Genomic DNA, 24,159 nt, shown 5'->3' with positions numbered 1-24,159 from the left:
GCGAAACAGCCGCCATGAAAAAAGAGAGCCCCGCTTTCGCGGGGCTTTTCGGGGTCAGCTCAGCTGGCCGTGGCAGTGCTTGTACTTCTTGCCACTGCCGCACGGGCATGGATCGTTGCGGCCGATCTTCGGCTCATCGCGCTGCGCCTGTGCAATGCCCTGCTGGGCAGCCTGCACCTGCGCGGCTTCCTCGTCGGCGCTGTAGCCGCCCACGTCCTGGTGCTGGAACTGCGACTGGCTCAGGCGCGCTTCGGCCTGCTGGCGTTCGGCCGCTTCCAGCGCCTGCACTTCCTCGTCGCTGCGGATGCGCACGCGCGACAGCAGGGTCACCACTTCGCGCTTGACGTTCTCCAGCATGTCCGAGAACAGCTCGAAGGCTTCCTTCTTGTATTCCTGCTTCGGCTGCTTCTGCGCGTAACCACGCAGGTAGATGCCCTGGCGCAGGTAGTCCATGCGCGCCAGGTGCTCCTTCCAGCTCTGGTCCAGCACGGTCAGCATCACGTGCTTCTCCAGCGCGCGCATGGTTTCCTCACCGACACCGGCTTCCTTCTCGGCAAAGTGCTGGTTGACGCGCTCCTGCACCTTGGCAGCGATGGCTTCGGCGTCCAGCTCTTCGTGCGACTTGACCAGGTCGGTCAGCGACATCTGCAGGCCGAAGTCCGACTCCAGGGTCGCTTCCAGGCCACGCAGGTCCCACTGCTCGTCGATCGAGTTCGGCGGCACGAAGCGGGCCACCACGTCGAAGATCACGTCGTCGCGGATGCCGTCGACGTTGTCCTTCACCGACTCGGCGTCCAGCAGTTCATCGCGCTGTGCGTAGATCACCTTGCGCTGGTCGTTGTTGACGTCGTCGAAGTCCAGCAGGTTCTTGCGGATGTCGAAGTTGTGGGCCTCGACCTTGCGCTGCGCCTTCTCGATCTGGCGGCTGACCAGGCGGTCCTCGATGACGTCGTCTTCCTTCATGCCCATCATGCGCATGGCCTTCTGCACCCAGTCGGAGGCGAAGATGCGCATCAGGTTGTCTTCCAGCGACAGGTAGAAGCGGGACGAACCCGGGTCACCCTGGCGGCCCGAACGGCCACGCAGCTGGTTGTCGATACGGCGCGATTCGTGGCGCTCGGTGCCGACGATGTGCAGGCCGCCGGCAGCCTTGACGGCCTCGTGGCGCTTCTGCCAATCGGCCTTGACCGCGGCCTTCTGTTCGTCGGTCGCGCCTTCGCCCAGCTCGTGGATTTCCGCTTCCAGCGAACCGCCCAGCACGATGTCGGTACCACGACCGGCCATGTTGGTGGCGATGGTGACCGCGGCCGGACGACCGGCATTGGCGACGATGGTCGCTTCGCGGTCATGCTGCTTGGCGTTGAGCACTTCGTGCTTCACGCCGGCCTTGCGCAGGTGCTCGGACAGCATTTCCGAGGTTTCGATCGAGGTGGTACCCACCAGCACCGGCTGGCCACGCTTGGCGCACTCTTCGATGTCGGCCAGCACCGCATTGAACTTGCCCTTGCGGTTCAGGAACACCTGGTCCGGGCTGTCCTTGCGGATGGTCGGGCGGTTGGTCGGGATCACCACCACTTCCAGGCCGTAGATGCTCTGGAACTCGAAGGCTTCGGTATCGGCCGTACCGGTCATGCCGGACAGCTTCTTGTACATGCGGAACAGGTTCTGGAAGGTGATGCTCGCCAGCGTCTGGTTCTCGCGCTGGACCGGCACGCCTTCCTTCGCTTCCACCGCCTGGTGCAGGCCATCGGACCAGCGGCGACCGGACAGGGTGCGGCCGGTGAACTCATCGACGATGACCACTTCGCCATCGCGCACGATGTAGTCCACGTCACGCTGGTAGATCGCGTGCGCGCGCAGCGCGGCGTTCAGGTGGTGGACCACGGTCAGGTTCTGCGGCGCGTACAGGCCTTCGGTCTCGCCGTCGAGGATGCCGGCCTCGACCAGCAGCTGCTCGGCGTGCTCCATGCCCGCTTCGGACAGGTGCACCTGCTTGCCCTTCTCATCGACCCAGAAGTCGCCTTCGCCGTCTTCCGCTTCCTGCTTGACCAGGTTCGGTACGACGCGGTTGACGCGGATGTACAGCTCCGGGGAATCGTCGGCCGGTCCGGAGATGATCAGCGGGGTACGCGCTTCGTCGATCAGGATGGAGTCGACTTCGTCGACGATGGCGTAGTGCAGGCCGCGCTGGTAGCGGTCGGCCTTGGACAGCGCCATGTTGTCGCGCAGGTAGTCGAAGCCGAATTCGTTGTTGGTGCCGTAGGTGATGTCCGAGGCATAGGCTTCGCGCTTGTCGCTGTGCGGCATGCCCGGGTACACCACGCCCACGCTCAGGCCCAGCCAGTTGTACAGCTTGCCCATCTGCGCGGCGTCGCGGCGGGCCAGGTAGTCGTTCACGGTGACCACGTGCACGCCCTTGCCTTCCAGCGCGTTGAGGTACACCGGCAGGGTCGCCACCAGGGTCTTGCCTTCACCGGTGCGCATTTCTGCGATCTTGCCCAGGTGAAGCACCATGCCGCCGATCAGCTGCACGTCGTAGTGGCGCATGCCCAGCACGCGGCGACCGGCTTCGCGGCAGACCGCGAACGCTTCCGGCAGCACCTTGTCCAGGGCTTCACCGTCGGCGATGCGCTGCTTGAACTCCGGCGTCTTGGCCTGAAGCTGCTCGTCGGAAAGCTTCTCGATCTCCGGCTCCAGCGCATTGATCTTGGCGACGATGCGGTTGAGCTGGCGCAGCTGTCGTTCGTTACGACTGCCAAATACGCGGGTAAGCAGGCTGTTGATCATTGAAGGAACCGGGTTGGATGGACACGACGCCCGGCCTCCCCCTTGGGATCCGTCCGCCGCAAACGAAACAGGGCGCCTGGCGCCCTGTCGATGGCAACACCCATTGTAGCTTGGGACGGCCGCAAGGGGTTTCAACCCTTTGGCGGCAATGGCATCCGAACATTCCCGGTAGTGCCGGCCGCTGGCCGGGTACGCGATGCTGCCGAAGATCATGAGGTTGCCGGCCAGCGGCCGGCACTACCAGATCAACGGAATCGGGCCAGGGCCCTTCCGCGGCGCGGAAGGGATCCGACCCGGGCATCAGCCGCGGCTGACGCGGCCGACCGGCGTGTTGCCGCCGTCGCCGAGGAACTTGCGCGGGTTGACCACGTTGCCGTTCTCCCACACCTCGAAGTGCACGTGGGCGCCGGTCGAACGACCGGTGGAACCGGCCTTGGCCACTTCCTGCCCGGCACGCACCAGGTCGCCGACCTTCACCACCAGGCGCGAATTGTGCGCGTAGCGGGTGACGTAGCCGTTACCGTGGTCGACGTCGACCACGTTACCGTAGCCGCCCTTCACGCCGGAGAAGCTGACCACGCCTTCGGCCACGGCCATCACCGGGTCACCGACCCTGGCGTGGAAGTCCATGCCCTTGTGGGTGGCGGCACCGCGGCCGAACGGGTCGGCACGGGTGCCGAAACCGGAGGTCACGTAGCTGTTGCGGATCGGCATGCGCGACGGCACGGCGTTCTGCTGCAGCTGGTGGTCGAACATCAGCGATTCCATCACCGACAACTGGCGGCCTGAAGCAGCGAAGCGCTGCTCCAGCACCTGTAAGTCGGCGTTGACGTCCTTGACCGGGATGTCGCTGGTCGGGCCGCCGGCGTCGCCGTCACCGAGACCGGGGGTCTCGTTGAAGTCGAACTCGCCGTCTTCCAGCTTGCCCATCTGGGTCAGCCGTTCGCCGAGGGCGTTGAGGCGGGTGGCCTGGGCCTGCAGCTCGCCGAGGCGGGCCGCCAGCGCGTTGACCTGGGTCTGCGCATCGCGCTTGACCTTGGCCAGCTCTGCATCCTGGCGCTCGACCTTGGCCTGCAGGCGGGAATCATTCAGCGCGCTGGCGCCAATGCCGCCGGCAAGGCCGATAATGCAGCCTACCCCGAGCACGCTGCCCAGCAGGGCGCGGGGGCGGTCCTCGAAATAGAACCGCAAACGCGCGATCGGCGACGCTTTGGCCTGTCCTTCACGCGTTTTGATTACGATCTTTTTGAATGCCATCAGTGAGTTTTCATGTCTGAGCCGAAATCCAGCGTTCGCCCCGCGTCAGTGCCGAAGCCGGCGCTGGATGCGGTGATGGCGGACAAAAGCGGGAACCCGCTGCGGCGTGCCTTGTGGCTCGACGCGCTGGACCGTCAGTTGCGCCCCCAGTTGCCGCCACCTCTGCGCAGCCGTTGCCGGCTGGCCAATGTGGACGGGGAACACCTCGTTTTTCTCGTCGAGTCCCCGGTCTGGCATGCCAAGTTGCGGCTTGCCGAAGCCCAGTTGCTCGACGCGGCCCGTTCCATCGGGCTGAAGGCCACCAGGGTGACCATCAAGACTGCGTCTCCCACTCCCACGCGCTCCCCAGCGCTCGACAACCGGAATGGACCCCACGCAGTTTCAGCCGCCACGCACAAAGGGCTACGCGACGCCTTGGCTTGCCTGCAGGACGTTCCTTCGAAGCCGAAGAAGCGGTCCTGACGACAACGGAGCATCCGGCTCCGCTCCCCGTCGCGCGTGTCACCACGGCGTGAAACAATTCGGGGGCCGGGTCGCATCCTAGCTGCCATCCGGGGGCCTGTCGTTAGATTGTTGTTAAAACCGCGTTAAATTCAGGCTTCCGATCCAACAGGTTCACAAAACCGTGACCTCGAACCGGCCTTGACTCGCGTCAAGCATGCTGAATGCGCCGGACACGCCTGAAACGACAACGCCGCCCTGGAAGGCGGCGTTTTTGTCTTTCAATTCAACGATCTACAGGAATCAAGCGTAAGCCGGAGTGGCATATTCCACCGGGTCCGGGGTGGCCGGCGAGTCGAAGCTGACCCATTCCCAGGCGGTGGCGTCGGCCATCAGCGCCCGCACCAGCTTGTTGTTGAGGGCGTGACCGGACTTGAAGCCTTCGTAGGCACCCAGCACCTGGCCACCGGCCAGATAGAGGTCGCCGATCGCGTCGAGGATCTTGTGGCGCACGAACTCGTCGGCGTAGCGCAGGCCGTCTTCGTTGAGCACGCGGAACTCGTCCAGCACGATGGCGTTGTCCATCGAACCGCCCAGGCCCAGGTTGCGCTCGCGCATGTATTCCAGGTCGCGCATGAAACCGAAGGTGCGCGCGCGGGAGATTTCCTTGGTGTAGGCCAGCGTCGAGAACTCGATTTCCTGGCGCGACTGCTTGGCCGGGATCATCGGGTGATCGAACTGGATGGTGAAGCCCAGCTTGTAGCCCTCGTACGGGCTGAAGCGGGCCACCTTGTCGCCCTCGGTCACTTCCACGGTCTTCAGCACGCGGATGAAGCGCTTGGGCGCGTCCTGTTCCACGATGCCCGCCGACTGCAGCAGGAACACGAACGGGCCGGCCGAACCGTCCATGATCGGCAGCTCGGCCGAGGACAGTTCGACGATGATGTTGTCCACACCCAGGCCGGCCAGCGCCGACATCAGGTGTTCGACGGTCTGGATCTTGGCGTCGTTGCAGGTCAGGCCGGTGCACAGGGTCACTTCGGTGACCAGTTCGGCCTTGGCCGGCACTTCCACCACCGGGTCCAGATCCACGCGACGGAACACGATCCCATGGTTGACCGGTGCCGGGCGCAGGGTCATGTAGACCTTGTCACCGCTGTGCAGGCCAACGCCGGTGGCGCGGATCGTGTTCTTGAGGGTGCGTTGCTGGATCATGGGGGATGGGCCGGAAGTGACACATTAGATTAACACGCGCCCTCCCCTACCCTGGCTGAAACGCCAGTGAAGGCTGCCGGCAGGACGCACCGGCACGCCGCGGGGACGCGCGTGAAGCAGGGCAGCCGGACCCATCCTGGCCCGGCGCCCGCGTTTTCAGGACATGGTGGCGCAACCCGGGGAGGACAAGCCCCGGGCGCCCCGCTTAGTCCGCCTGGCGGCGCAGGAACGCCGGGATGTCCAGGTAATCGTTCGGCAGTTCCGCCGCCGCCGGGGCCGAAGCGGCCGGGGCCGAAGGAGCGGAGGCTGCCGCGGTATCGCTGCTGGCGCGACGCAGGCCCAGACCCATGCCGCCCACGGCCTTGGACACGGCGTCGCCGCCGTTGTCGAAGTCACCGAATTCCGGCTGGCCGGTGGTGGCATTGCGGACCAGCTTGATCGGCGCACGCTCGCCCGGACGCTGGGTCTTGCTGGCCGACACGCGGTTCAGGCCGGTAGCGACCACGGTCACGCGCACTTCGTCCTGCATGTCCGGATCCAGCACGGTACCGACCACCACGGTGGCGTCCTCGGAAGCGAAGCCGTCGATGGTGCGGCCGATCTCGTCGAACTCGGCCATGGTGAAGTCGGCGCCGGCGGTGATGTTGACCAGGATGCCGTTGGCACCGGCCAGGTTCACATCGTCCAGCAGCGGGTTCTGGATCGCGGCTTCGGCCGCGGCCTGGGCGCGGTCATCACCACGGGCGGTGCCGGTACCCATCATCGCCAGGCCCATTTCGGACATGACGGTGCGCACATCGGCGAAGTCGACGTTGATCAGGCCCGGACGCACGATCAGGTCGGCGATGCCCTGCACGGCGCCCTGCAGCACGTCGTTGGCGGCACGGAAGGCTTGGATCATGGTCGCGTTGCGACCCAGCACGGTGATCAGCTTCTCGTTCGGGATGGTGATCAGCGAGTCGCAGTGCTGGCTCAGTTCCTCGATGCCCTTCAGCGCCACCTGCATGCGGCGACGGCCTTCGAACGGGAACGGCTTGGTGACCACGGCCACGGTCAGGATGCCCATTTCCTTGGCCAGCTGTGCCACCACCGGCGCAGCGCCGGTGCCGGTACCACCGCCCATGCCGGCGGTGATGAACACCATGTCCGCACCCTGCAGGGCGTCCATGATGCGCTCACGGTCTTCCAGCGCGGCCTGACGGCCGACTTCCGGGTTCGCGCCTGCGCCCAGGCCCTTGGTCACGTTGGTACCCAGCTGCAGCTGCAGCTTGGCACCGCAATTCTTGATGGCCTGCGAGTCGGTGTTGGCGGTGATGAATTCCACGCCGTCCACCGCCGAGTTGACCATGTGCGCCACGGCATTGCCGCCGCCGCCGCCCACGCCAACCACCTTGATCACCGCATTGGGTGCCATCTTTTCGATCAGTTCAAAATGCGCCATGTCCGTGTCCTCGTTGTATCCGCTTTGGCTGGCATGGGCATTCGGGCGTCCTGCCGTCCTGCTGCATGCCGACGTTGCGGCTGTGTGGGTTGTGTGTTGCCGGTGTTGCGTTGTGCTACGGGTACTGCGGGTGCTGCGCCCGGGCGATGCCCGGTGTTACGGGTTCCGCGTCAGAACTCGCCGCGGAACCAGGTCTTGAGTTTCTTGAACATGCTTCCAGCGCGCCCGGTCGGCAGCGACGGCCGCCGCGGGTGCTCGATCTGGCTGCCCATCAGCAGCAGGCCCACGCCGGTGGCATGCACCGGGTTGCCCACCACTTCGCCCAGGCCGGTGACGTGTTGCGGGATGCCCACGCGAACCGGCATCTGCAGCATTTCCTCGGCCAGTTCGACCACGCCTTCCATCTTCGAAGCGCCACCGGTCAGCACCATGCCGGCGCGCACCAGTTCCTCGAAGCCGGAGCGGCGCAGTTCGGCCTGCACCATCTCGAAGATTTCCTCGTAGCGGCCCTGCACGGCCTGCGCCAGCGAATGGCGCGGCATGCGGCGCGGCGGGCGGTCGCCCACCGACGGCACCTGGATGCTTTCCTCGGCGGTGGCCAGCTGGGCCAGGGCGCAGGCATAGCGCACCTTGATCTGCTCGGCTTCCGGGGTCGGCGTGCGCAGCATGTGCGCGATGTCATTGGTGACGTGGTCACCAGCGATCGGCAGCGAAGCCGTGTGGCAGATCGCGCCCTGCACGAACACCGCGATATCGGTGGTGCCGGCGCCCATGTCGACCAGCACCACGCCCAGCTCGCGCTCGTCAGCGGTCAGCACCGCCACGCTGGAGGCCAGCGAGGACAGCACCAGGTCGTCCACCTGCAGGCCGCAGCGCTGGACGCATTTGCTGATGTTGGCCGCAGCCGACTGCGCGCACACCACCAGGTGGGCATGCACTTCCAGGCGCACGCCGGTCATGCCGACCGGGTTGCGGATGCCTTCCTGCGAATCGTCCAGGACGTACTCGCGCGGGATCGCGTGCAGGATCTTCTGGTCGGCCGGAATCGCCACGGCCTTGGCCGCATCGAGCACGCGATCCAGGTCGCCCCAGGTCACTTCGCCGTCGCGGATCGGCACGATGCCGGGCGAATTCTTGCACTGCACGTGGTTGCCGGAGATCGAGGCATACACCGAGCGGATCTCGCAGCCGGCCATCAGCTCGGCTTCTTCCACCGCGCGCTGGATCGACTGCACGGTCGATTCGATGTCCACCACCACGCCACGCTTGAGCCCGCGCGACTCGTGCGAGCCGATGCCGATCACTTCGATCGGGTTGCCCGGCGAGTACTCGCCCACCAGCGCCACCACCTTGGAGGTGCCGATGTCCAGGCCAACGATCAGCGATTTGTCACCCTTGCGATTCATGTCCTTTCCTGCGTCCTGCTGGCTGGGGTCGCCGGCGTTTTCGCCGGCGTGGCCGGGGTACCCCAGCTCAGCGTGAAACCATTGGTGTAACGGAGGTCGGCGCGCTCGATCGGCGCGTCCTGACGGTTGAGCTGCGGCAGCACCTTGACGAAGCGCTGCATGCGCGAGCGCGCGTCGTCGCGGCCGACCACCACTTCGGTACCGTTGCTCAGCACCAGCGACCAGCTGCCGCGCGCATCCATCGTCACCCGGCGCACGTCGACGCCGGCCGGTGCGAACAATGCACGCGAGTCGCTGTACAGCTTCATCACTTCTTCGGTCTGGCTGTCGGGGCCATCCAGTTCGGGCAGCGCCAGATCGGCCAGCTTCTTCGGCGTGGGGAACAGCTTGCCCTGCTCGGAAACCAGGCGGTCGTTGCCCCAGCGCGCGAACGGCTTGTGCTCGACCAGGGTCACTTCCAGCACGTCCGGCCACTGCTTGCGCACCTGCGCGCTTTCCACCCACGGCAGCTGTTCCAAGGCGTCCTGCGCGTCCTGCAGCTTGACCGCGAAGAAGCCCGCGTGCGCGTACGGCAGCAGCACCTGCTGCAACTGCTCGGCCGGCACCCGCTTGAACTCACCATGCACGCGCAGCTTCGCCAGCGGCCAGCGCTCGGCGCCGACCCAGCCATTGACCACGGCCACCACCGGCAGTGCAACCACCGACAGCGCCAACAGCCAGACGAAGATGCGCAGCACCGCGTTCATGCGTGCGAGGCCTCCAGGGTCTGTTCCAGCACGCGCCACACCAGCTCTTCGAAGCTGATGCCGGCCTGGCCTGCGGCCTTGGGCACCAGCGAATGGCTGGTCATGCCCGGCGCGGTGTTCACTTCCAGCAGGAAGAAGCGGCCGCTGCTGCGATCGCGCATCACGTCCACGCGGCCCCAGCCACGGCAGCCAGCGGCACGGAACGCGGCCAGCGCGATGCGGCGGATTTCCTCTTCGTCGTCACCGTCCAGGCCTGGGCACAGGTACTGGGTGTCCTCGGCGATGTACTTGGCGTTGTAGTCGTACCACTGGCCCTTGGGCACGATGCGGATCGACGGCAGCGCGACATCGCCGAGGATGGCCACGGTCAGTTCGTCGCCGACCACCATCTGTTCCATCAGCAGCTGGCCGTCGTAGCGCGCGGCCAGGGCCACCGCTTCGTCCAGGCCGGCGTCATCGGTGACCCGGCTGATGCCCACGCTGGAGCCTTCGTTGGCCGGCTTCACCACTACCGGCAGGCCCAGTTCGGCTGCCAGTGCATGCACCGTGGTCGCGTCCACCTTCCGGTACTGCGGGGTGGGCAGGCCCAGCGACAGCCACACCTGCTTGGTGCGGATCTTGTCCATGCTCAGCGCCGAGCCCAGCACGTTCGAGCCGGTGTACGGCACGCCGAAGGCGTCCATCAGGCCCTGTACGATGCCGTCCTCACCGCCACCGTTGTGGCCATGCAGGATGTTGAACACGCGATCGATGCCACCGGCGGCGAGCGCCTTCGCCAGCGCCGGAATGCCATCCACCGCGAACGCATCGACGCCGCGCGACTGCAGCGCTTCCAGTACGTTGCGGCCGGAGTCCAGCGACACCTCGCGTTCGCTGGAGCTGCCGCCGAGCAGCACGGCGACGCGGCCGAACACGGCCGGGTCGGTCACGCGCAGCGGCGGGAAGGTCAGCGCGCTCACGCCTCGCCCTCCCCCTTGAAGCCTTCCACCGCGATATGGGTGGCCACGGCACCGATGTCGCCGGCACCCATCATCAGCAGCAGGTCACCGTCCTGCAGCACGTCCGGCAGCACGCTGGCCAGCTCGGCGGCCTTGCCCACCACCACCGGTTCGCTGCGGCCGCGCGCGCGGATGGCGCGGGCCAGCGCATGCGAATCGGCACCGGCAATCGGTTCCTCGCCGGCCGGGTAGACCTCGCTCAGCACCAGTGCATCGACGCTGGACAGCACCGCGGCGAACTTGTCGAACTGGTCGCGGGTACGGCTGTAGCGGTGCGGCTGGAAGGCCACCACCAGGCGCTTGTCGGCCCAGCCACCACGGGCGGCGGCGAACACCGCTTCCAGCTCGCTCGGGTGATGACCGTAGTCGTCGATGATGCGGACCTTGGCGCCGCTGGCGGTGGTCACTTCGCCCAGATCGTTGAAGCGACGGCCGACACCGGCGAAGCCTTCCAGTGCACGCGCGATCGCGTCCGGTGCCACGCCCAGCTGCCAGCCCACCGCAGCGGCGGCCAGCGCGTTGAGTACGTTGTGCTTGCCCGGCAGCGCCAGCACCACTTCCTGGCTGGTGCCCTGCGGCAGGCGCAGGGTGAAGCGCATGCGCGAGCCTTCCTGCACCACGTTCTCGGCGCGCACGTCGGCCTGCGGGCTCATGCCGTAGCTCATCACGTGGCGCGGGGTCTTGGCAGCCAGAGCCGCGACTTCTGGATCGTCGATGCACAGCACCGCCAGGCCGTAGAACGGCAGGCGCTGCAGGAACTCGGCGAACGCCGCCTGCACGCGGGCAAAGTCGTTGCCGTAGTTCTCCAGGTGATCGGCGTCAATGTTGGTGATGATCGACATCAGCGGGTTCAGGCGCAGGAAGCTGCCATCGCTTTCGTCGGCCTCGGCCACCAGCCACTGTCCACCGCCCAGCTTGGCGTTGGCGCCGGCAGCCAGCAACTGGCCACCGATCACGAACGTCGGGTCCAGGCCGCCTTCGCTCAGCACCGCAGCGGTGAGGCTGGTGGTGGTGGTCTTGCCATGGGTACCGGCCACGGCGATGCCGCGGCGGAAGCGCATCAGCTCGGCCAGCATCGCCGCACGCGGCATGATCGGAATACGCTGGCTGCGCGCTTCCATCAGTTCCGGGTTGTCTTCGCGGATGGCACTGGAGACCACCACGCAGTCGGTGCCCAGCACGTTGGCTGCGGAGTGGCCGCGCATGATGCGCGCACCCAGGCTGGCCAGGCGACGGGTCGCCACGTTGTCGGCGTTGTCCGAGCCGGACACCTCATAGCCCAGCGTCAGCATCACTTCGGCGATACCGCTCATGCCGGTGCCGCCGATGCCGACGAAATGCACGCGCGGGAACGCGCGCACCAGGTCGTTGGTGTCGTGCAGGCGACGGATCATGCGCGGCCTCGCGCAGGGCAGGCGCGGTGGCATGCCTTCTTCATACGGCTTCCTCAAGAATGATATCGGCGATGCGCTCGGCGGCATCGACCTTGGCCAGGGCACGCGCGGCTTGCGCCATCTGCATGCGACGGGCGGGATTTTCGGACAGATCGCGCAGCAGTGCGGCAATGCCGTCAGCCAGCGTTCCGTCCTGCTTCAGCAAAACCGCCGCGCCGCGCTCGACCAGGTACTCCGCGTTGCGGGTCTGGTGATCGTCGACGGCGGCGGGGAATGGCACCAGCACGCTGCCGACACCCACCGCGCACAGCTCGGCCAGAGTGGAAGCGCCCGCACGGCACACCACCAGATCGGCCCAGGCAAAGGCCTCGGCCATGTCGGCGATGAACGGCGTGATTTCAGCCTGCACGCCGGCCTTGGCATATGCCTCGACCGCTTCGGCATGCAGCTTTTCGCCGCTCTGGTGGCGAACCTGCACCGGCACACTCGTGCCCAGCGCAGCAATCGCCTGCGGCACGCCGGTGTTGAGCGCACGCGCGCCCTGGCTGCCACCGACCACCAGCACGCGCAGCGGACCCTGGCGGTCAGCGAAACGCTGTTCCGGCGGTGCGATGGCGGCGATCTCCGCACGTACCGGGTTGCCGACGAACTCTTCGCCCTTGGCGAAGGTGCCCGGGAAGCCGGTCAGCAGCCGGCGCGCATAGCGCGACAGGATGCGGTTGGTCATGCCGGGAGCGCGATTCTGTTCGTGCACCAGCAGCGGCAGGCCGTGCAGGCGTGTGGCCATGCCCCCCGGGCCGGACGCGAAACCACCGAAGGCCACCACCGCACGCGGCTGGCGCTTGCGGATGATCATGCCGGCGGCACGCAGCGCGCGCATCAGCCGCCACGGCGCGCCCAGCAGGGCCAGCTTGCCTTTGCCGCGCAGGCCGGTGATGGCCAGCGTGTCGATCGGAATGTCGTGCTGCGGCACCAGGCGGGTTTCCATCGCACCATCGGCGCCCATCCAGGTGACCGGTACGCCGCGCGCGCGCAGCACGCGGGCCACGGCCAGGCCGGGGAAGATGTGACCGCCGGTGCCACCGGCCAGGATCATCACCGGGCGCACGTTATCGGTGGCTGCGCTCATGACAGCCTCCCGAAGGTCGGTTCGATGCGCGACTGCAGGCGGCTGGTACCGCGTGTGGCGTTCGCTGCAGCGGCAGCCGTCGGCTCGGCGCTCATCGGCACGCTGGCCGCAGCCGGTGCGGCCGGCGCGTCCACGGGTGCATCGGCCACGGCCTCGTCGCCACCGCCGATGCGCACGGCCTGGCGACGCTCGGCGCGCTTGAGCTCATAGGAGACGCGCAGCAGCAGGCCCATCGCCACGCAGGTCATCAGCACCGACGAACCGCCGGAGGAGATCAGCGGCAGGGTCAAGCCCTTGGTCGGCAGGATGCCCAGGTTCACGCCGATCGAGACGAAGGTCTGCATGCTGATCCACAGGCCGATGCCGAAGGCGATGTAACCGGAGAAGTGGCGCTTCATTTCCACGCAGCGCATGCCCAGCCAGAAGGTGCGGCCGACCAGCAGCGCGTACAGGGCCACGATCACGCAGGTGCCGAGGAAACCGAATTCCTCGGCAGTAACCGAGAAGATGAAGTCGGTATGTGCTTCCGGCAGGTAGTACAGCTTCTGCACCGAGTTGCCCAGGCCAACGCCGGTCCACTCGCCGCGGCCCACGGCCATCAGCGCGTTGGACAGCTGGTAGCCGTCGCCCTGCTGGTCGGCCCACGGGTCGAGGAAGGAGGTGATGCGGCGCATGCGGTACGGCTCGATGATCGCCAGCGCGCTCATGCCGACCAGGCCGATGATCACCGGCATCGACATGCGCGGCATGTTCACACCGCCCAGCACCAGCATGCCGGCGGTGATCGCCAGCAGCAGGGTCGAGGAACCGAAGTCCGGCTGCAGCAGCAGCAACAGCACCAGCGCACCGGCCACGCCCAGTGGCTTGAGCATCGCCGGCCAGGTCGCGTTGACCTCGTCGCGGAAGCGCACCAGGTAGCTGGACAGCCAGACGATATAGAGCACCTTCACCGCTTCCACCGTCTGGAACTTGGAGATGCCCAGATTGATCCAGCGGCGTGCGCCGTTGACCGTGCTGCCCAGGCCCGGTGCGAACACCGCCAGCAGCAGCACGAAGCAGCCCAGCAGCAGCATCTGGTTGTACTGCTCGATGGACTTCAGTTCAGTGCGGGCGGCAACGACCGCCAGCACGATACCCACCGCCAGGAAGATCAGGTGGCGGTTGAGGTAGTAGAACGGGCTGCTCATCAGAGCGATCGAGCTGGACGCCACCATCACCACGCCGATGCCCGTGAGCGCGATGATCGCGCCCAGCAGCCACTTGTCGTAGCTGCCTTCGATGGCCTCAAGGCGTGTTGCCTGGCGGGACAGGTCGTTCATCTCAGCGCACCTTCAACGTGGCCAGGCCGATCAGCACGAGCACGACCGAGATGATCCAGAAGCGCACGATCACGCGCGGCTCCGGCCAACCCTTCAGTTCGAAGTGGTGGTGGATCGGCGCCATGCGGAACACGCGCTTGCCGGTCAGCTTGAACGAGGCGACCTGGATCATCACCGACAGCGTTTCGATGACGAACACGCCGCCCATGATCACCAGCACCAGCTCCTGACGGGTGATCACTGCGATCGTACCCAGCACCGCACCCAGCGCCAGCGCGCCGATGTCGCCCATGAACACCATGGCCGGATAGGTGTTGAACCACAGGAACCCCAGGCCCGCACCGGCGATGGCCGCGCAGATGATGACCAGCTCGCCGGCGCCCGGGATCTGCGGGATCTGCAGGTAGTTGGCGAACACCACGTTGCCCGAGGCGTAGGCGAACACGCCCAGTGCGCAGGCCACCAGCACGGTCGGCATGATCGCCAGGCCGTCCAGGCCGTCGGTCAGGTTCACCGCGTTGGAGAAGCCGACGATCCAGAAGTAGGCGATGGCCACGAATCCGATGCCGGCCAGCGGCAGCGCGATCGACTTGAACATCGGGATGTAGAAGGTCAGCGCTGCCGGCACGTCGGCCGTGTAGAACAGGAACAGGCCCGCGGCCAGGCCGAAGATCGACTGCAGCAGGTACTTCCAGCGCGACTTCAGGCCGTTCGGGTCGCGGCGGACGATCTTGATCCAGTCGTCATACCAGCCGATGGCGCCGAAGCACAGCATCACCGCCAGCACCAGCCACACGTAGCGGTTGCGCAGGTCGGCCCACATCAGCACCGACAGGGTGATGGTGAGCAGGATCAGCGAACCGCCCATGGTCGGCGTACCGGCCTTGGAGAAATGGGTCTGCGGACCGTCCTTGCGGATCGGCTGGCCGCCCTTGAACTGGGCAAGCTTGCGGATCATCGCCGGGCCGAGCCACAGCGACAGGAACAGGGCCGTCAACGCGGCAAGGATGGCGCGGAACGTCTGGTAGTTGAACAGCCCGAACAGGCTCTCCAACTGCTGCAACCATCGAGCCAGTTCATACAACATGCGGGGATTCCTCTCCTTGCGCCAGCAGCGCTTTGACAATCGTGTCCATGGCGCTGCCACGGGAACCCTTGACCAGGCAGCGCACGCCGGCGTGCAGCTCGTCCTTCAGCGCCTGCGACAGCGCGTCATGGGTGGCGAAATGACGGCCGCCTTCACCGAAGGCGGTGGCGGCAGCGGCGCTGAGCGGGCCCAGCGCATACAGGCGCTTGAGGCCAGCAGCGCGCGCGCGGAGCCCTGCCTGCGCGTGCAGCGCTTCGGCGTCCGGACCCAGCTCGCGCATGTCGCCCAGCACCAGCCAACCCTCTTCCGGTGCGGCGGCAAGGGCGTCGATGGCCGCGGCCAGCGAACCGGGGTTGGCGTTGTAGCTGTCGTCCACCAGCACCGCGCCGTTGCGCAGCTGATGGGCGATCTGGCGGCCCGGTACCGGCTGTGCTTCGGCCAGGCCGGCCGCGATCAGCGCCAGATCGACACCGGCGGCCAGCGCCAGGCTGGCAGCGGCCAGCGCATTGCTGACGTTGTGGCGACCCGGCAGGCCCAGCACCACGCGGGCTTCGCCGCCCGGTGCGACCAGGGTGAACTGGCTGCCCTGCGCGCCGGCGCGGATGTCGCGCGCGGTGATGTCCGCGGTGTGCTCCAGGCCATAGCGCAGTACGCGGCAGCGCGGCGGGGTGCCGACGAAGTGCTGTTCGAACCAGCGGCCGTAGGCATCGTCGACGTTGATCACGGCCACGCCATCGGCAGGCAGCGCGGCATAGATCGCGCCCTTGGTCACTGCCACGCCGAGCAGGCTGCCCATGCGTTCCAGGTGCGCCGGGGCGATGTTGTTGACCAGCGCATAGCGCGGGCGGGCGATGTCGGTCAGGTAGGCGATGTCACCCGGCTTGCCCGCGCCCATCTCGTAGACAGCGTAGTCGGCATCTTCCGGGGCATCGATCACTGCCAGCGGCAGGCCGATCTCGTTGTTGCGGTTGCCCGGGTTGGCGTAGACCACCTTGTGCGCATGACGGGCCACCTGCTGCAGGATCGACAGCAGCAGGCTCTTCACGCTGGTCTTGCCGTTGCTGCCGGTGATCGCGAACACCTCGGTATCACGGTCACGCTGCATGCCGGTGGCGATCTTCGCCAGCGCCAGTTCGCTGTCGGCCACCAGCACCTGCGGCAGTTCGATCGGCAGCAGGCGCTCGACCAGCAGCGCGCTGGCACCGCGCGCCTGCGCGTCGGCGGCAAAGTCATGGCCATCGAAACGCTCGCCGCGCAGCGCCACATACAGGTTGCCCGGGCCGAGGCTGCGGGTGTCATTGCTGACCGCATCGATGGCCACGTCGTCGCCGTGGATCTCGCCGCCGGCCCAGTGTGCGATCAGCGAAAGCAGAGTGCGCTTCATGCGATGCCCTCCCCGGCCTGCGCGCTGAGCACACCGGCCTTGGCGGCCAACGCAGCGGCGGCCACTTCGGTGTCGTCGAAGTCATGGCGCACGCCATGCACTTCCTGGTACGGCTCGTGGCCCTTGCCAGCGATCAGGATGATGTCGCCGGCACCGGCACGCTTCACCGCCAGGCCGATCGCACGTGCGCGGCTGCGCTGCACGGTCACGGCGGAGGCATCGGTGAAGCCGGCCAGGATGTCGGCTACGATCACGTCGCCATCTTCGCCACGCGGATTGTCGTCGGTGACGATGACCTGGTTGGCCAAGCGCTCGGCGATCGCGGCCATCTGCGGGCGCTTGCCGGTATCACGCTCGCCACCGCAGCCGAACACGCAGAACAGCGTGCCCTGCAGGTGGCCGTGCAGGCTGTCCAGCGCCTGTTCCAGTGCGTCCGGGGTATGTGCGTAATCGACCACCACGGTCGGCAGGCCGTCTTCGCCGCCCAGGCGGTTCATGCGGCCACGGATCGGCTGCAGCGCCGACAACACCTCGGCAATGCGCGGCAGCGGCTGACCCTGCGCGTGCAGGGTGCCGGCCACGGCCAGCAGGTTGTCCACGTTGAAGCGGCCCAGCAGCGGCGACTGCACCGCCGCGCGCTGGCCGTCGATGACCAGTTCGAAGGCAATGCCACGGCCATCCAGCTGCAGCGCCTCGGCGCGCACGCTGGCATCGGTGGCACCGCGCGAGCTCAGGCCGATCGGCTGCACACCGGCCGGCAGGCCGGCGAACAGCTGGCGACCGAACGCGTCGTCAAGATTGATCACCGCGGCCTTCAGGCCCGGACGATGGAACAGCCGCGCCTTGGCCGCGCCGTAGCTGGCCATGTCGCCGTGGTAGTCCAGATGATCGCGGGTGAGGTTGGTGAATACCGCCACGTCGTAGTGCACCGCATCCACGCGGCCCTGGTCCAGCGCATGCGAGCTGACTTCCATCGCCACCGCGCGCGCACCGGCATCACGCAGCTGCGCCAGCAACGCATGCATCTGCAGCACCAGCGGCGTAGTGAAGCCGGTCGGCTCAACTGCACCGTAAAGTCCGGCGCCCAACGTGCCGATACTGCCACTGGGCGTTCCGAGCAGGTGCCAGGCCTGGGCCAGCAGCTGCACGGTGGAGGTCTTGCCGTTGGTGCCGGTCACGCCCACCATCGCCATCGCCCGCGACGGTGCGCCATGGAACTGGTCGGCCATCGCACCCATGCGCGCGCGCAGGCCCGGCACAGCGATCGCATCGTCCGGTGCCGGCAGTTCGACCGGTGCCGGCGGTTCGAACAGGATGGCGCCAGCGCCGGCCGCACGGGCCTGCTCGACAAAGCCCAGGCCATGCGCGCCGAAACCGGCAATGGCGACGAAGGCATTGCCGGGGCGCACGGCGCGACTGTCCAGCACCAGGCCGGTCAGAACGGGATCGTGGCCCGCCAGGGCCACATCCGGAAGCAACTGCGAAAGCAACATCGAAGGACTCATTGCGTGCCTCCCGTAGCGGGCGGCGTCTGGGCTTGCGCGCTGGGCAGCGCAGCGTCGAATTCAGCGGCGGCATCCACCGGCAGCGCGGCCTCGGCCGGCGGCGCGGGCAGGATCGAGGCCGAATGGCCGACCTTGCCGGACTGCTGTGCGGCCAGCCACGACTGCAGGTCGTCCAGCGGCACGTCCATCAGGCGCAGGGTGCCTTCCATCACGTTGTGGTAGACCGGCGCCGACACCAGGCCGCCATAGAACTTGCCGGCCTGCGGATCGTTGATGACGATGACAGTGGCGAAGCGCGGATTGGTGGCCGGCACCACGCCGGCGAACAGCGCGTTGTAATGGCCGCGCTCGTAACCACCCGGGCCGGTCTTGCGCGCGGTACCGGTCTTGCCGGCCACGCGGTAACCCAGCACCGCCGCCTGCTTGGCGCCGCCCTGGGTAACAACCGTTTCCATCATCGCCACCACCTGCCTGGCGACGCTCTCATCGATGATCTGATGCGCTTCGTTGCGCTGGCCTTTGACAAAGGTCGGCGCGATCAATTTGCCGCCATTGGCCAGCGCCGAATAGGCGGTGGCGATCTGCAGCGGGGTCACATTCAGGCCGTAGCCGTAGGACATGGTGGTCTTGGTGGCACCGTCCCAGTTGGCCGGGCGCCGCACCACACCACCGGATTCACCCGGGAAGCCGCTGTGCGGCACCGAGCCATAGCCGAAGCGGCGCACGCCGTCATAGAACACCTGGTCCGGCATCTTCGCCGCGACCTTGGCCGCGCCGATGTTGGAACTGCGGGTGATCACACCGGTCACGTTCAATACGCCGTTGTTGCGCGGCACGTCGCGGATGGTGAAGCGCGCCACCTGCATGTAGCCCGGATTGGTGTCGATGACGGTGTCCTTGGTCACCGCACCTGCCTGCAATGCGGTGGCGATGGTCAGCGGCTTCATCGTCGAACCCGGCTCGACCAGGTCGGTCACCGCACGGTTACGGCGGGTATCAGGAGCCGCACCACCCACCGAATTCGGGTTGTAGGTCGGCAGGTTGACCATGGCCAGGATCTCGCCGGTGGTCACGTCCATGATCACCATCGAACCGCCGGCCGCCTTGTTGGCCACCAGCGCATTGCGCAGTTCCTTGAACGCCAGGTACTGGATGCGGCGGTCGATGCTGAGGGTCAGGTCCTTGCCCGGTTCGGCGGCGCGCAGCAGATCGCTCTCGACGGTCTCGCCCTTGCGGTTGCGGATCACCCGCTTGGCACCGGCCTTGCCGCGCAGCCATTCGTCGAACGCCAGCTCCAGGCCTTCCTGGCCGCGGTCGTCGATGTTGGTGAAGCCCAGCACGTGCGCCATCGCCTCACCCTGCGGGTAGAAGCGGCGGAACTCGCGCTGCGCGGCCACGCCTGGAATCTTCAGCGCGACCACCTTCTCTGCCTCGTCCGGATTGATCCGGCGGCGCAGGTACATGAATTCCTTGTCCGACTTCTGCGACAGGCGGCTGCTCAGTTCATCCACCGACATGCCGACCGCCTGGGCCAGCTCGGGAATCCGCTCAGGCGAACGCAGCAGGTCCTGCGGGTTGACCCAGATCGAAGCGACCGGGGTCGACACCGCCAGCGGCTCGCCGTTGCGGTCGGTGATCATGCCGCGCGAGGTCTTGATCGGCAGCTCGCGCAGGTAGCGGGCCTCGCCCTGGCGCTGGTAGAAGTCGCTGTTGATGATCTGCACGTAGGCCGCACGGCCCACCAGCGACACCGAACACAGGCCGAGCGCCAACGCCACCCAGCGCAGGCGCTGGCGCAGGTTGAAGGCGTTGCGCGGGCGGTTGCGGCCGGTCTTGCTCATGGGCGCACCACCACGATGTCGGCGGCCTCGGGGAACTTCATGCCGAGCTTCTCGCGGGCGATGCGATCGACACGGTTGGCTTCGGCCAAGGTGGCCTGCTCCAGCTGCAGGCGGCCGAATTCCAGATTGATGTCATCGCGCTTGCGCTCAGCGCGCGACAGCTCGATGAACGTCTGACGGTGACGGTGACGCACGAACACGACGCCGATCGCCGAGGCCACGGTCGAGGCCAACAGGATGATCAGCAGCAGCCGGCTCATGCATCGGCCTCCCGCTTCTGGGCCACGCGCAGCACGGCGCTGCGGGCACGCGGGTTGGCCGCCAGTTCTTCGTCGGTGGCCTTGATGGCGCCACCGATCAGATCCAGCGTCGGTACGAACACCTCCGCCTCGGGCAGGCGGCGGTTGGCCGGCGGCGCCTTGGCCAGGCGGTTCATGTACTGCTTGACGATGCGGTCTTCCAGCGAGTGGAAGCTGATGATCGCCAGACGACCGCCGGGCTTGAGCCGCTCCACCGCCGCATCGAGGCCGGCTTCCAGATCGGCCAGCTCGCGGTTGATGTGGATGCGGATGGCCTGGAAGCTGCGCGTGGCCGGGTGGATCTTGTCCTTGCCACGCGGCATCACCGAGGCGATCAGCTCGGCCAGTTCTGCGGTGCGGGTGAACGGCTGCTTCTCGCGGCGCGCCACGATGGCACGGGCGATACGGCGGCTCTGGCGCTCTTCGCCGTAGGTCCACAGCACGTCGGCAATCTCGCGATCTTCGACGCGGTTGATCCACTGCGCGGCGCTTTCACCGCTGTCCGGGTCCATGCGCATGTCCAGCGGGCCGTCCTTGCCGAAGCTGAAGCCACGTTCGGCCACGTCCAGCTGCGGCGACGACACGCCCAGGTCGAACAGGACGCCGTCCAGGCCTTCAGCCGTCGCATCCCACTGCAGCAGCTGGGCGAAGCTGCCACGGAAGATGGACACGCGCGGGTCCGGCGCGAAATCGCGCTCGGCTACGGCGATGGCTTCCGGATCCTTGTCCATGACCAGCAGGCGCCCCTCGGGACCGAGCTGGGTGAGCACGCCACGTGCATGACCGCCACGACCGAACGTGCCATCCAGATAACGTCCGTTTTCGATCACCCTCAGGCCTTCAAGGACCTGGGTGTACAGGACCGGCAGGTGCACCGCCGGCGACTGCGACACCGGAAGGTGACCGGCCTGCGCTTCTGGGCGCATCCGGGCACCCCGGCTCACAACTTCAGGTCGAGCAACCCATCACCCAGATCCTCGTCAGACAATGTCTGCTGGATCAGGGCCCGATGCGCCTGCTCGCTCCACAATTCGAACTTGTCGCCCATACCGAGCAATACCGCCTTCTTCTCAATGCCCACCGCACCGCGGTGGCTGGCGGGGATGCTGATGCGACCGTTGCCGTCCAGCTCAAGATGGGCGGCCGAGCCGACCAGCTTCTGCTGCAACAGGCGCACGACGCGCTGGGTGTTGGGCTTGGACATCACGTCGTCGCGGACCCGCTCCCATTCCGACTCTGCATACAGCCACAGGCAGCCGGCTTCGAACGGGTTGTAGGTCAGCACGAGACGGTTGTTGCTGGCGCGCGCGACGAGGTCGCGGTAAGCGGTGGGAACCGCCATGCGCCCTTTATCGTCAACTGTGATGGCCGTCTCGCCCTGGAACACGACGCGTGCACCTATCCTTCGCCCGGTGAAACATTGAACCACGAAAACCCACAAAACACCCGGATTTCCCTCTGATGCCCACCTTAGCAGCGGCCGAAGGGTTGTCAACAACTTTTCAGCGGGGAAATCGCCAGCCACATCAATGGCTTGCAACAACCTTTAGAGAATTGTTCAAGGCTTATCCACAAGTTGCTGATCCGTCTCAATTTTTGAGATTGAACGGAAGTTCAGGGCTGTGGACAGCGCGTGAAACATCGGCCGCGCATTCATCCAAAACGGGCCGGAAGCGGCGCCAGACTGCGCAAACCGTGCACAATGAGGCCATGTGCCTGCTCGCTCTTGGCTGGATGCACCACCCGCGCTGGCGGCTGGTGATGACCGGCAACCGTGATGAGTTCCACGCCCGCCCGACGGCGGCGCTGGCCCCCTGGCAAGATGAGACCTCCGTCATCGGGGGGCGCGACCTGCGCTCCGGCGGCGGCTGGGCGGGCGTCGGTGCCGCAGGCCGGATGGCGGTGGTCACCAATGTGCGTGATCCGCTGGCCGCCCAGACCGGTCCTTCACGGGGCGCGCTGGTGGCCGACTTCCTGCGCGGCCGCGACCCGGCCGCCGTGCATATCGACCGACTGGCAACCGTGGCCGGCGCCTACGCGCCGTTCAACCTGTTGCTGGCCGACGGCCACAGCCTGGAGTTCCTGGGCAACCACCCCGCCGAGCGGCAGAGCCTGGGCCCGGGCGTGCATGGCATGTCCAACGGCGCGCTGGACGCGCCCTGGCCGAAGACCCGGCGGCTGACGGAGGCCCTTGAAGCCTGGCTGCAGGAAGACCGGGTCAGATCCCTTTCGCAAAGCGAAAAGGATCTGACCCCGGACCTGACCCCGCTCTGGGCCGCCCTGGCCGACGAACATCGCCCCGCCGACAGCGACCTGCCCGACACCGGCATCGGCCTGGAACGCGAGCGCTGGCTGAGTCCGGCGTTCATCCGCGGCGACGACTACGGCACCCGCGCCAGCACCGTGCTGCTGATCGACGCCGATGGCCACGGCCAGATCCACGAGCGCCGCTTTGGCCCACAGGGCGCAGCCAACGGACAGAGTCACGTCATTTTCTGACCGGGTCGTGCCGGCCGCTGGCGGGAGTTCCTTTCCAGCAGGGTAGTGCCGGCCGCTGGCCGGCAACCTCTGGATCTTTGGATGCGCCATGAAGCTGCCGGCCGGCGGCCGGCACTACCGGGCATCGCGTTGTCGCGATCCACGCGACGGCAGTCGTCATCGCAACGGGCTCGAAACGTCATTCAGCTTCCAACCGCGACCGCGATCCGCCCACGCCACAGGGGCTCCGGCGTCGCAGTCCGCCCACTGTGCCCTTTTCGCAATCGGCACTGTGTCTATAAATGTCGCCCCTGCCCCCCCAGGGTGGTGGCGCCCGGCACCCCGCCGCGCGATCGACCGCAACCCCCATGGAGGCCCCATGCGCCGCATCCTCATCCTGATCGTCACCCACCTGCTCACCCTCGGCCTTGGCTTCGGCTTGGGCGTGTACTTCCTGCCGATCCTGATTGCCCCCGATGACCCGCCGGTCGCACAGGTGCAGGCCGCCATGACTGATGCCCCCTACCGCACCACCTTTCGCCGCGACCTCAAGGGCAGCGATGCAGTGCATTGGGCGGAAGGCAAAGTCAGCGTCAGCCCGCGCCAGGTCGCCTTCGACGGCAAGATGGGGCCGGGCCCGGATTACAAGGTGTACCTGGTCCGCGACTTCGTCGACAACAAGGCCGACTTCCTGAAGATCAAGGCACAGGCGAAACGCATCGGTGAAGTGAAGACCTTCAACCGCTTCCTGGTCGATGTACCCGATGACGTCAACGTGGACGACTACACCACGGTCGTGGTGTGGTGCGAGCGCTTCTCGCAGTTCATCTCCGCCGGGCAGTACCGCACGCCGGGTTGAGGAACACGCGGCGTCGAGGTAGTGCCGGCCGCTGGCCGGCACTCTGTCCGCCCTGCAGGCATCGTGACGCTGCCGACCAGCGGCCGGCACTACCGATGCGCGGTTCACGCATATGGAAGAAGGAGGCGGAGCCGGCCGATAAGCCGGGTTCTGTCGTGGACAGTCATTCCTCTAGGCGTTACGTCACCGCAACGCTCAAGCAACCTACCCGGATCCAACGCGGGCCGCGCCAAAGGATCCCTATTTGGTCTTGCTCCAGGTGGGGTTTGCCGTGCCGGTCTGTTGCCAGACTCGCGGTGCGCTCTTACCGCACCATTTCACCCTTACCGGCCTTCCGAAGAAGACGTAGGCGGTATCTTTCTGTTGCACTTTCCGTCGGCTTGCGCCGCCCAGGCGTTACCTGGCACCTTGCCCTATGGAGCCCGGACTTTCCTCGGCACCCCCGAAGGGATGACGCGACTGTCTGGCCGGCTCCGCCAGTGCACATTCTAGCCTACGCACGCCCTTCCTGCCGTGCTGATCGCGGCGTCAGGTTCAGCCATCCACGCATGGCGTGGATCTACCGATTCACTG

General features: G+C 66.8%; 19 protein-coding genes, 1 other RNA gene and 1 pseudogene. 3 read left to right on the top strand and 18 right to left on the bottom strand.

All coding sequences use genetic code 11. The features are described 5' to 3' along the window. Positions 1-54: 54 nt before the first annotated feature. Positions 55-2,787, bottom strand: a complete 2,733-nt coding sequence (secA, locus tag ACZK2R_RS03105) for a preprotein translocase subunit SecA (RefSeq protein ID WP_032129708.1) — start codon at positions 2,785-2,787, stop codon at positions 55-57. Between the two features lie 300 nt (positions 2,788-3,087). Continuing rightward, entirely contained in the window at positions 3,088-4,044 is a 957-nt protein-coding gene (locus tag ACZK2R_RS03100) for a M23 family metallopeptidase (protein WP_107432410.1), read from the bottom strand. 12 nt (positions 4,045-4,056) lie between these two features. Between ACZK2R_RS03100 and ACZK2R_RS03095 the strand changes: the two genes are divergently transcribed. Beyond that, positions 4,057-4,506: a DciA family protein gene (locus ACZK2R_RS03095; RefSeq protein WP_005408086.1), complete on the top strand. Its 450-nt coding sequence runs from the start codon at positions 4,057-4,059 to the stop codon at positions 4,504-4,506. A 282-nt stretch (positions 4,507-4,788) separates the two neighbouring features. Here ACZK2R_RS03095 and lpxC read toward each other — a convergent pair whose 3' ends face one another. The 15 genes and pseudogenes from lpxC to ACZK2R_RS03020 all read right to left on the bottom strand — a co-directional run bounded on the left by lpxC (position 4,789) and on the right by ACZK2R_RS03020 (position 21,591). Further along, a complete protein-coding gene (lpxC, locus tag ACZK2R_RS03090) occupies positions 4,789-5,700 on the bottom strand; it encodes a UDP-3-O-acyl-N-acetylglucosamine deacetylase (RefSeq protein ID WP_005408085.1) in 912 nt (303 codons plus the stop codon). A 205-nt stretch (positions 5,701-5,905) separates the two neighbouring features. After that, entirely contained in the window at positions 5,906-7,141 is a 1,236-nt protein-coding gene (gene ftsZ, locus ACZK2R_RS03085; protein WP_043397963.1) for a cell division protein FtsZ, read from the bottom strand. Positions 7,142-7,311: 170 nt separating this feature from the next. Further along, positions 7,312-8,547 carry a cell division protein FtsA gene (ftsA, locus tag ACZK2R_RS03080; RefSeq protein ID WP_005408083.1) on the bottom strand — a complete coding sequence of 412 codons (1,236 nt, stop codon included), beginning with the start codon at positions 8,545-8,547 and terminating at the stop codon, positions 7,312-7,314. 68 nt (positions 8,548-8,615) lie between these two features. After that, positions 8,616-9,293 (bottom strand): annotated as a pseudogene (locus tag ACZK2R_RS03075) (cell division protein FtsQ/DivIB); the annotation flags it as partial. Continuing rightward, complete coding sequence (locus tag ACZK2R_RS03070; RefSeq protein ID WP_049399805.1) at positions 9,290-10,252, bottom strand: D-alanine--D-alanine ligase; 963 nt, start codon at positions 10,250-10,252, stop codon at positions 9,290-9,292. The pseudogene ACZK2R_RS03075 and the gene ACZK2R_RS03070, both read right to left, overlap by 4 nt. Further along, positions 10,249-11,685, bottom strand: coding sequence for a UDP-N-acetylmuramate--L-alanine ligase (gene murC / locus ACZK2R_RS03065; RefSeq protein ID WP_012510048.1), 1,437 nt, complete (start codon positions 11,683-11,685; stop codon positions 10,249-10,251). Before murC ends, ACZK2R_RS03070 begins: the two co-directional genes overlap by 4 nt. A gap of 40 nt (positions 11,686-11,725) precedes the next feature. Further along, entirely contained in the window at positions 11,726-12,814 is a 1,089-nt protein-coding gene (gene murG / locus ACZK2R_RS03060; protein WP_049461621.1) for an undecaprenyldiphospho-muramoylpentapeptide beta-N-acetylglucosaminyltransferase, read from the bottom strand. After that, the gene (ftsW, locus tag ACZK2R_RS03055) at positions 12,811-14,133 is read right to left on the bottom strand and encodes a putative lipid II flippase FtsW (RefSeq protein ID WP_180838391.1); all 1,323 of its coding nucleotides are present in this window, start codon (positions 14,131-14,133) and stop codon (positions 12,811-12,813) included. The genes murG and ftsW overlap by 4 nt, the downstream gene beginning before the upstream one ends. A gap of 1 nt (position 14,134) precedes the next feature. Then, positions 14,135-15,220, bottom strand: coding sequence for a phospho-N-acetylmuramoyl-pentapeptide-transferase (gene mraY, locus ACZK2R_RS03050; RefSeq protein WP_010481929.1), 1,086 nt, complete (start codon positions 15,218-15,220; stop codon positions 14,135-14,137). Continuing rightward, the gene (locus tag ACZK2R_RS03045; protein ID WP_180838390.1) at positions 15,210-16,604 is read right to left on the bottom strand and encodes a UDP-N-acetylmuramoyl-tripeptide--D-alanyl-D-alanine ligase; all 1,395 of its coding nucleotides are present in this window, start codon (positions 16,602-16,604) and stop codon (positions 15,210-15,212) included. Before ACZK2R_RS03045 ends, mraY begins: the two co-directional genes overlap by 11 nt. Further along, on the bottom strand, positions 16,601-18,109 hold the full coding sequence (locus ACZK2R_RS03040) for a UDP-N-acetylmuramoyl-L-alanyl-D-glutamate--2,6-diaminopimelate ligase (RefSeq protein ID WP_180838389.1): 1,509 nt from the start codon (positions 18,107-18,109) through the stop codon (positions 16,601-16,603). The genes ACZK2R_RS03045 and ACZK2R_RS03040 overlap by 4 nt, the downstream gene beginning before the upstream one ends. Further along, positions 18,106-19,950, bottom strand: coding sequence for a peptidoglycan D,D-transpeptidase FtsI family protein (locus ACZK2R_RS03035; RefSeq protein WP_099590097.1), 1,845 nt, complete (start codon positions 19,948-19,950; stop codon positions 18,106-18,108). Before ACZK2R_RS03035 ends, ACZK2R_RS03040 begins: the two co-directional genes overlap by 4 nt. Continuing rightward, entirely contained in the window at positions 19,947-20,210 is a 264-nt protein-coding gene (gene ftsL / locus ACZK2R_RS03030) for a cell division protein FtsL (RefSeq protein ID WP_005412242.1), read from the bottom strand. Before ftsL ends, ACZK2R_RS03035 begins: the two co-directional genes overlap by 4 nt. Further along, a complete protein-coding gene (rsmH, locus tag ACZK2R_RS03025; RefSeq protein WP_094000427.1) occupies positions 20,207-21,175 on the bottom strand; it encodes a 16S rRNA (cytosine(1402)-N(4))-methyltransferase RsmH in 969 nt (322 codons plus the stop codon). The genes ftsL and rsmH overlap by 4 nt, the downstream gene beginning before the upstream one ends. Positions 21,176-21,189: 14 nt before the next feature. Further along, positions 21,190-21,591, bottom strand: coding sequence for a division/cell wall cluster transcriptional repressor MraZ (locus ACZK2R_RS03020; protein WP_008266948.1), 402 nt, complete (start codon positions 21,589-21,591; stop codon positions 21,190-21,192). Between the two features lie 368 nt (positions 21,592-21,959). Here ACZK2R_RS03020 and ACZK2R_RS03015 point away from each other — a divergent pair, with 368 nt between their 5' ends. Then, on the top strand, positions 21,960-22,748 hold the full coding sequence (locus ACZK2R_RS03015; RefSeq protein ID WP_180838388.1) for an NRDE family protein: 789 nt from the start codon (positions 21,960-21,962) through the stop codon (positions 22,746-22,748). A gap of 358 nt (positions 22,749-23,106) precedes the next feature. Beyond that, positions 23,107-23,586, top strand: a complete 480-nt coding sequence (locus ACZK2R_RS03010) for a DM13 domain-containing protein (protein WP_100467800.1) — start codon at positions 23,107-23,109, stop codon at positions 23,584-23,586. 123 nt (positions 23,587-23,709) lie between these two features. Here the strand turns inward: ACZK2R_RS03010 and rnpB are convergent. Continuing rightward, an RNA gene (gene rnpB / locus ACZK2R_RS03005) (RNase P RNA component class A) lies at positions 23,710-24,061 on the bottom strand. Between the last annotated feature and the right edge of the window lie 98 nt (positions 24,062-24,159).

It is taken from the genome of Stenotrophomonas sp. 96582_Sma (genome assembly GCF_056480905.1).
This window is presented reverse-complemented; position numbering and strand designations above follow the sequence as displayed.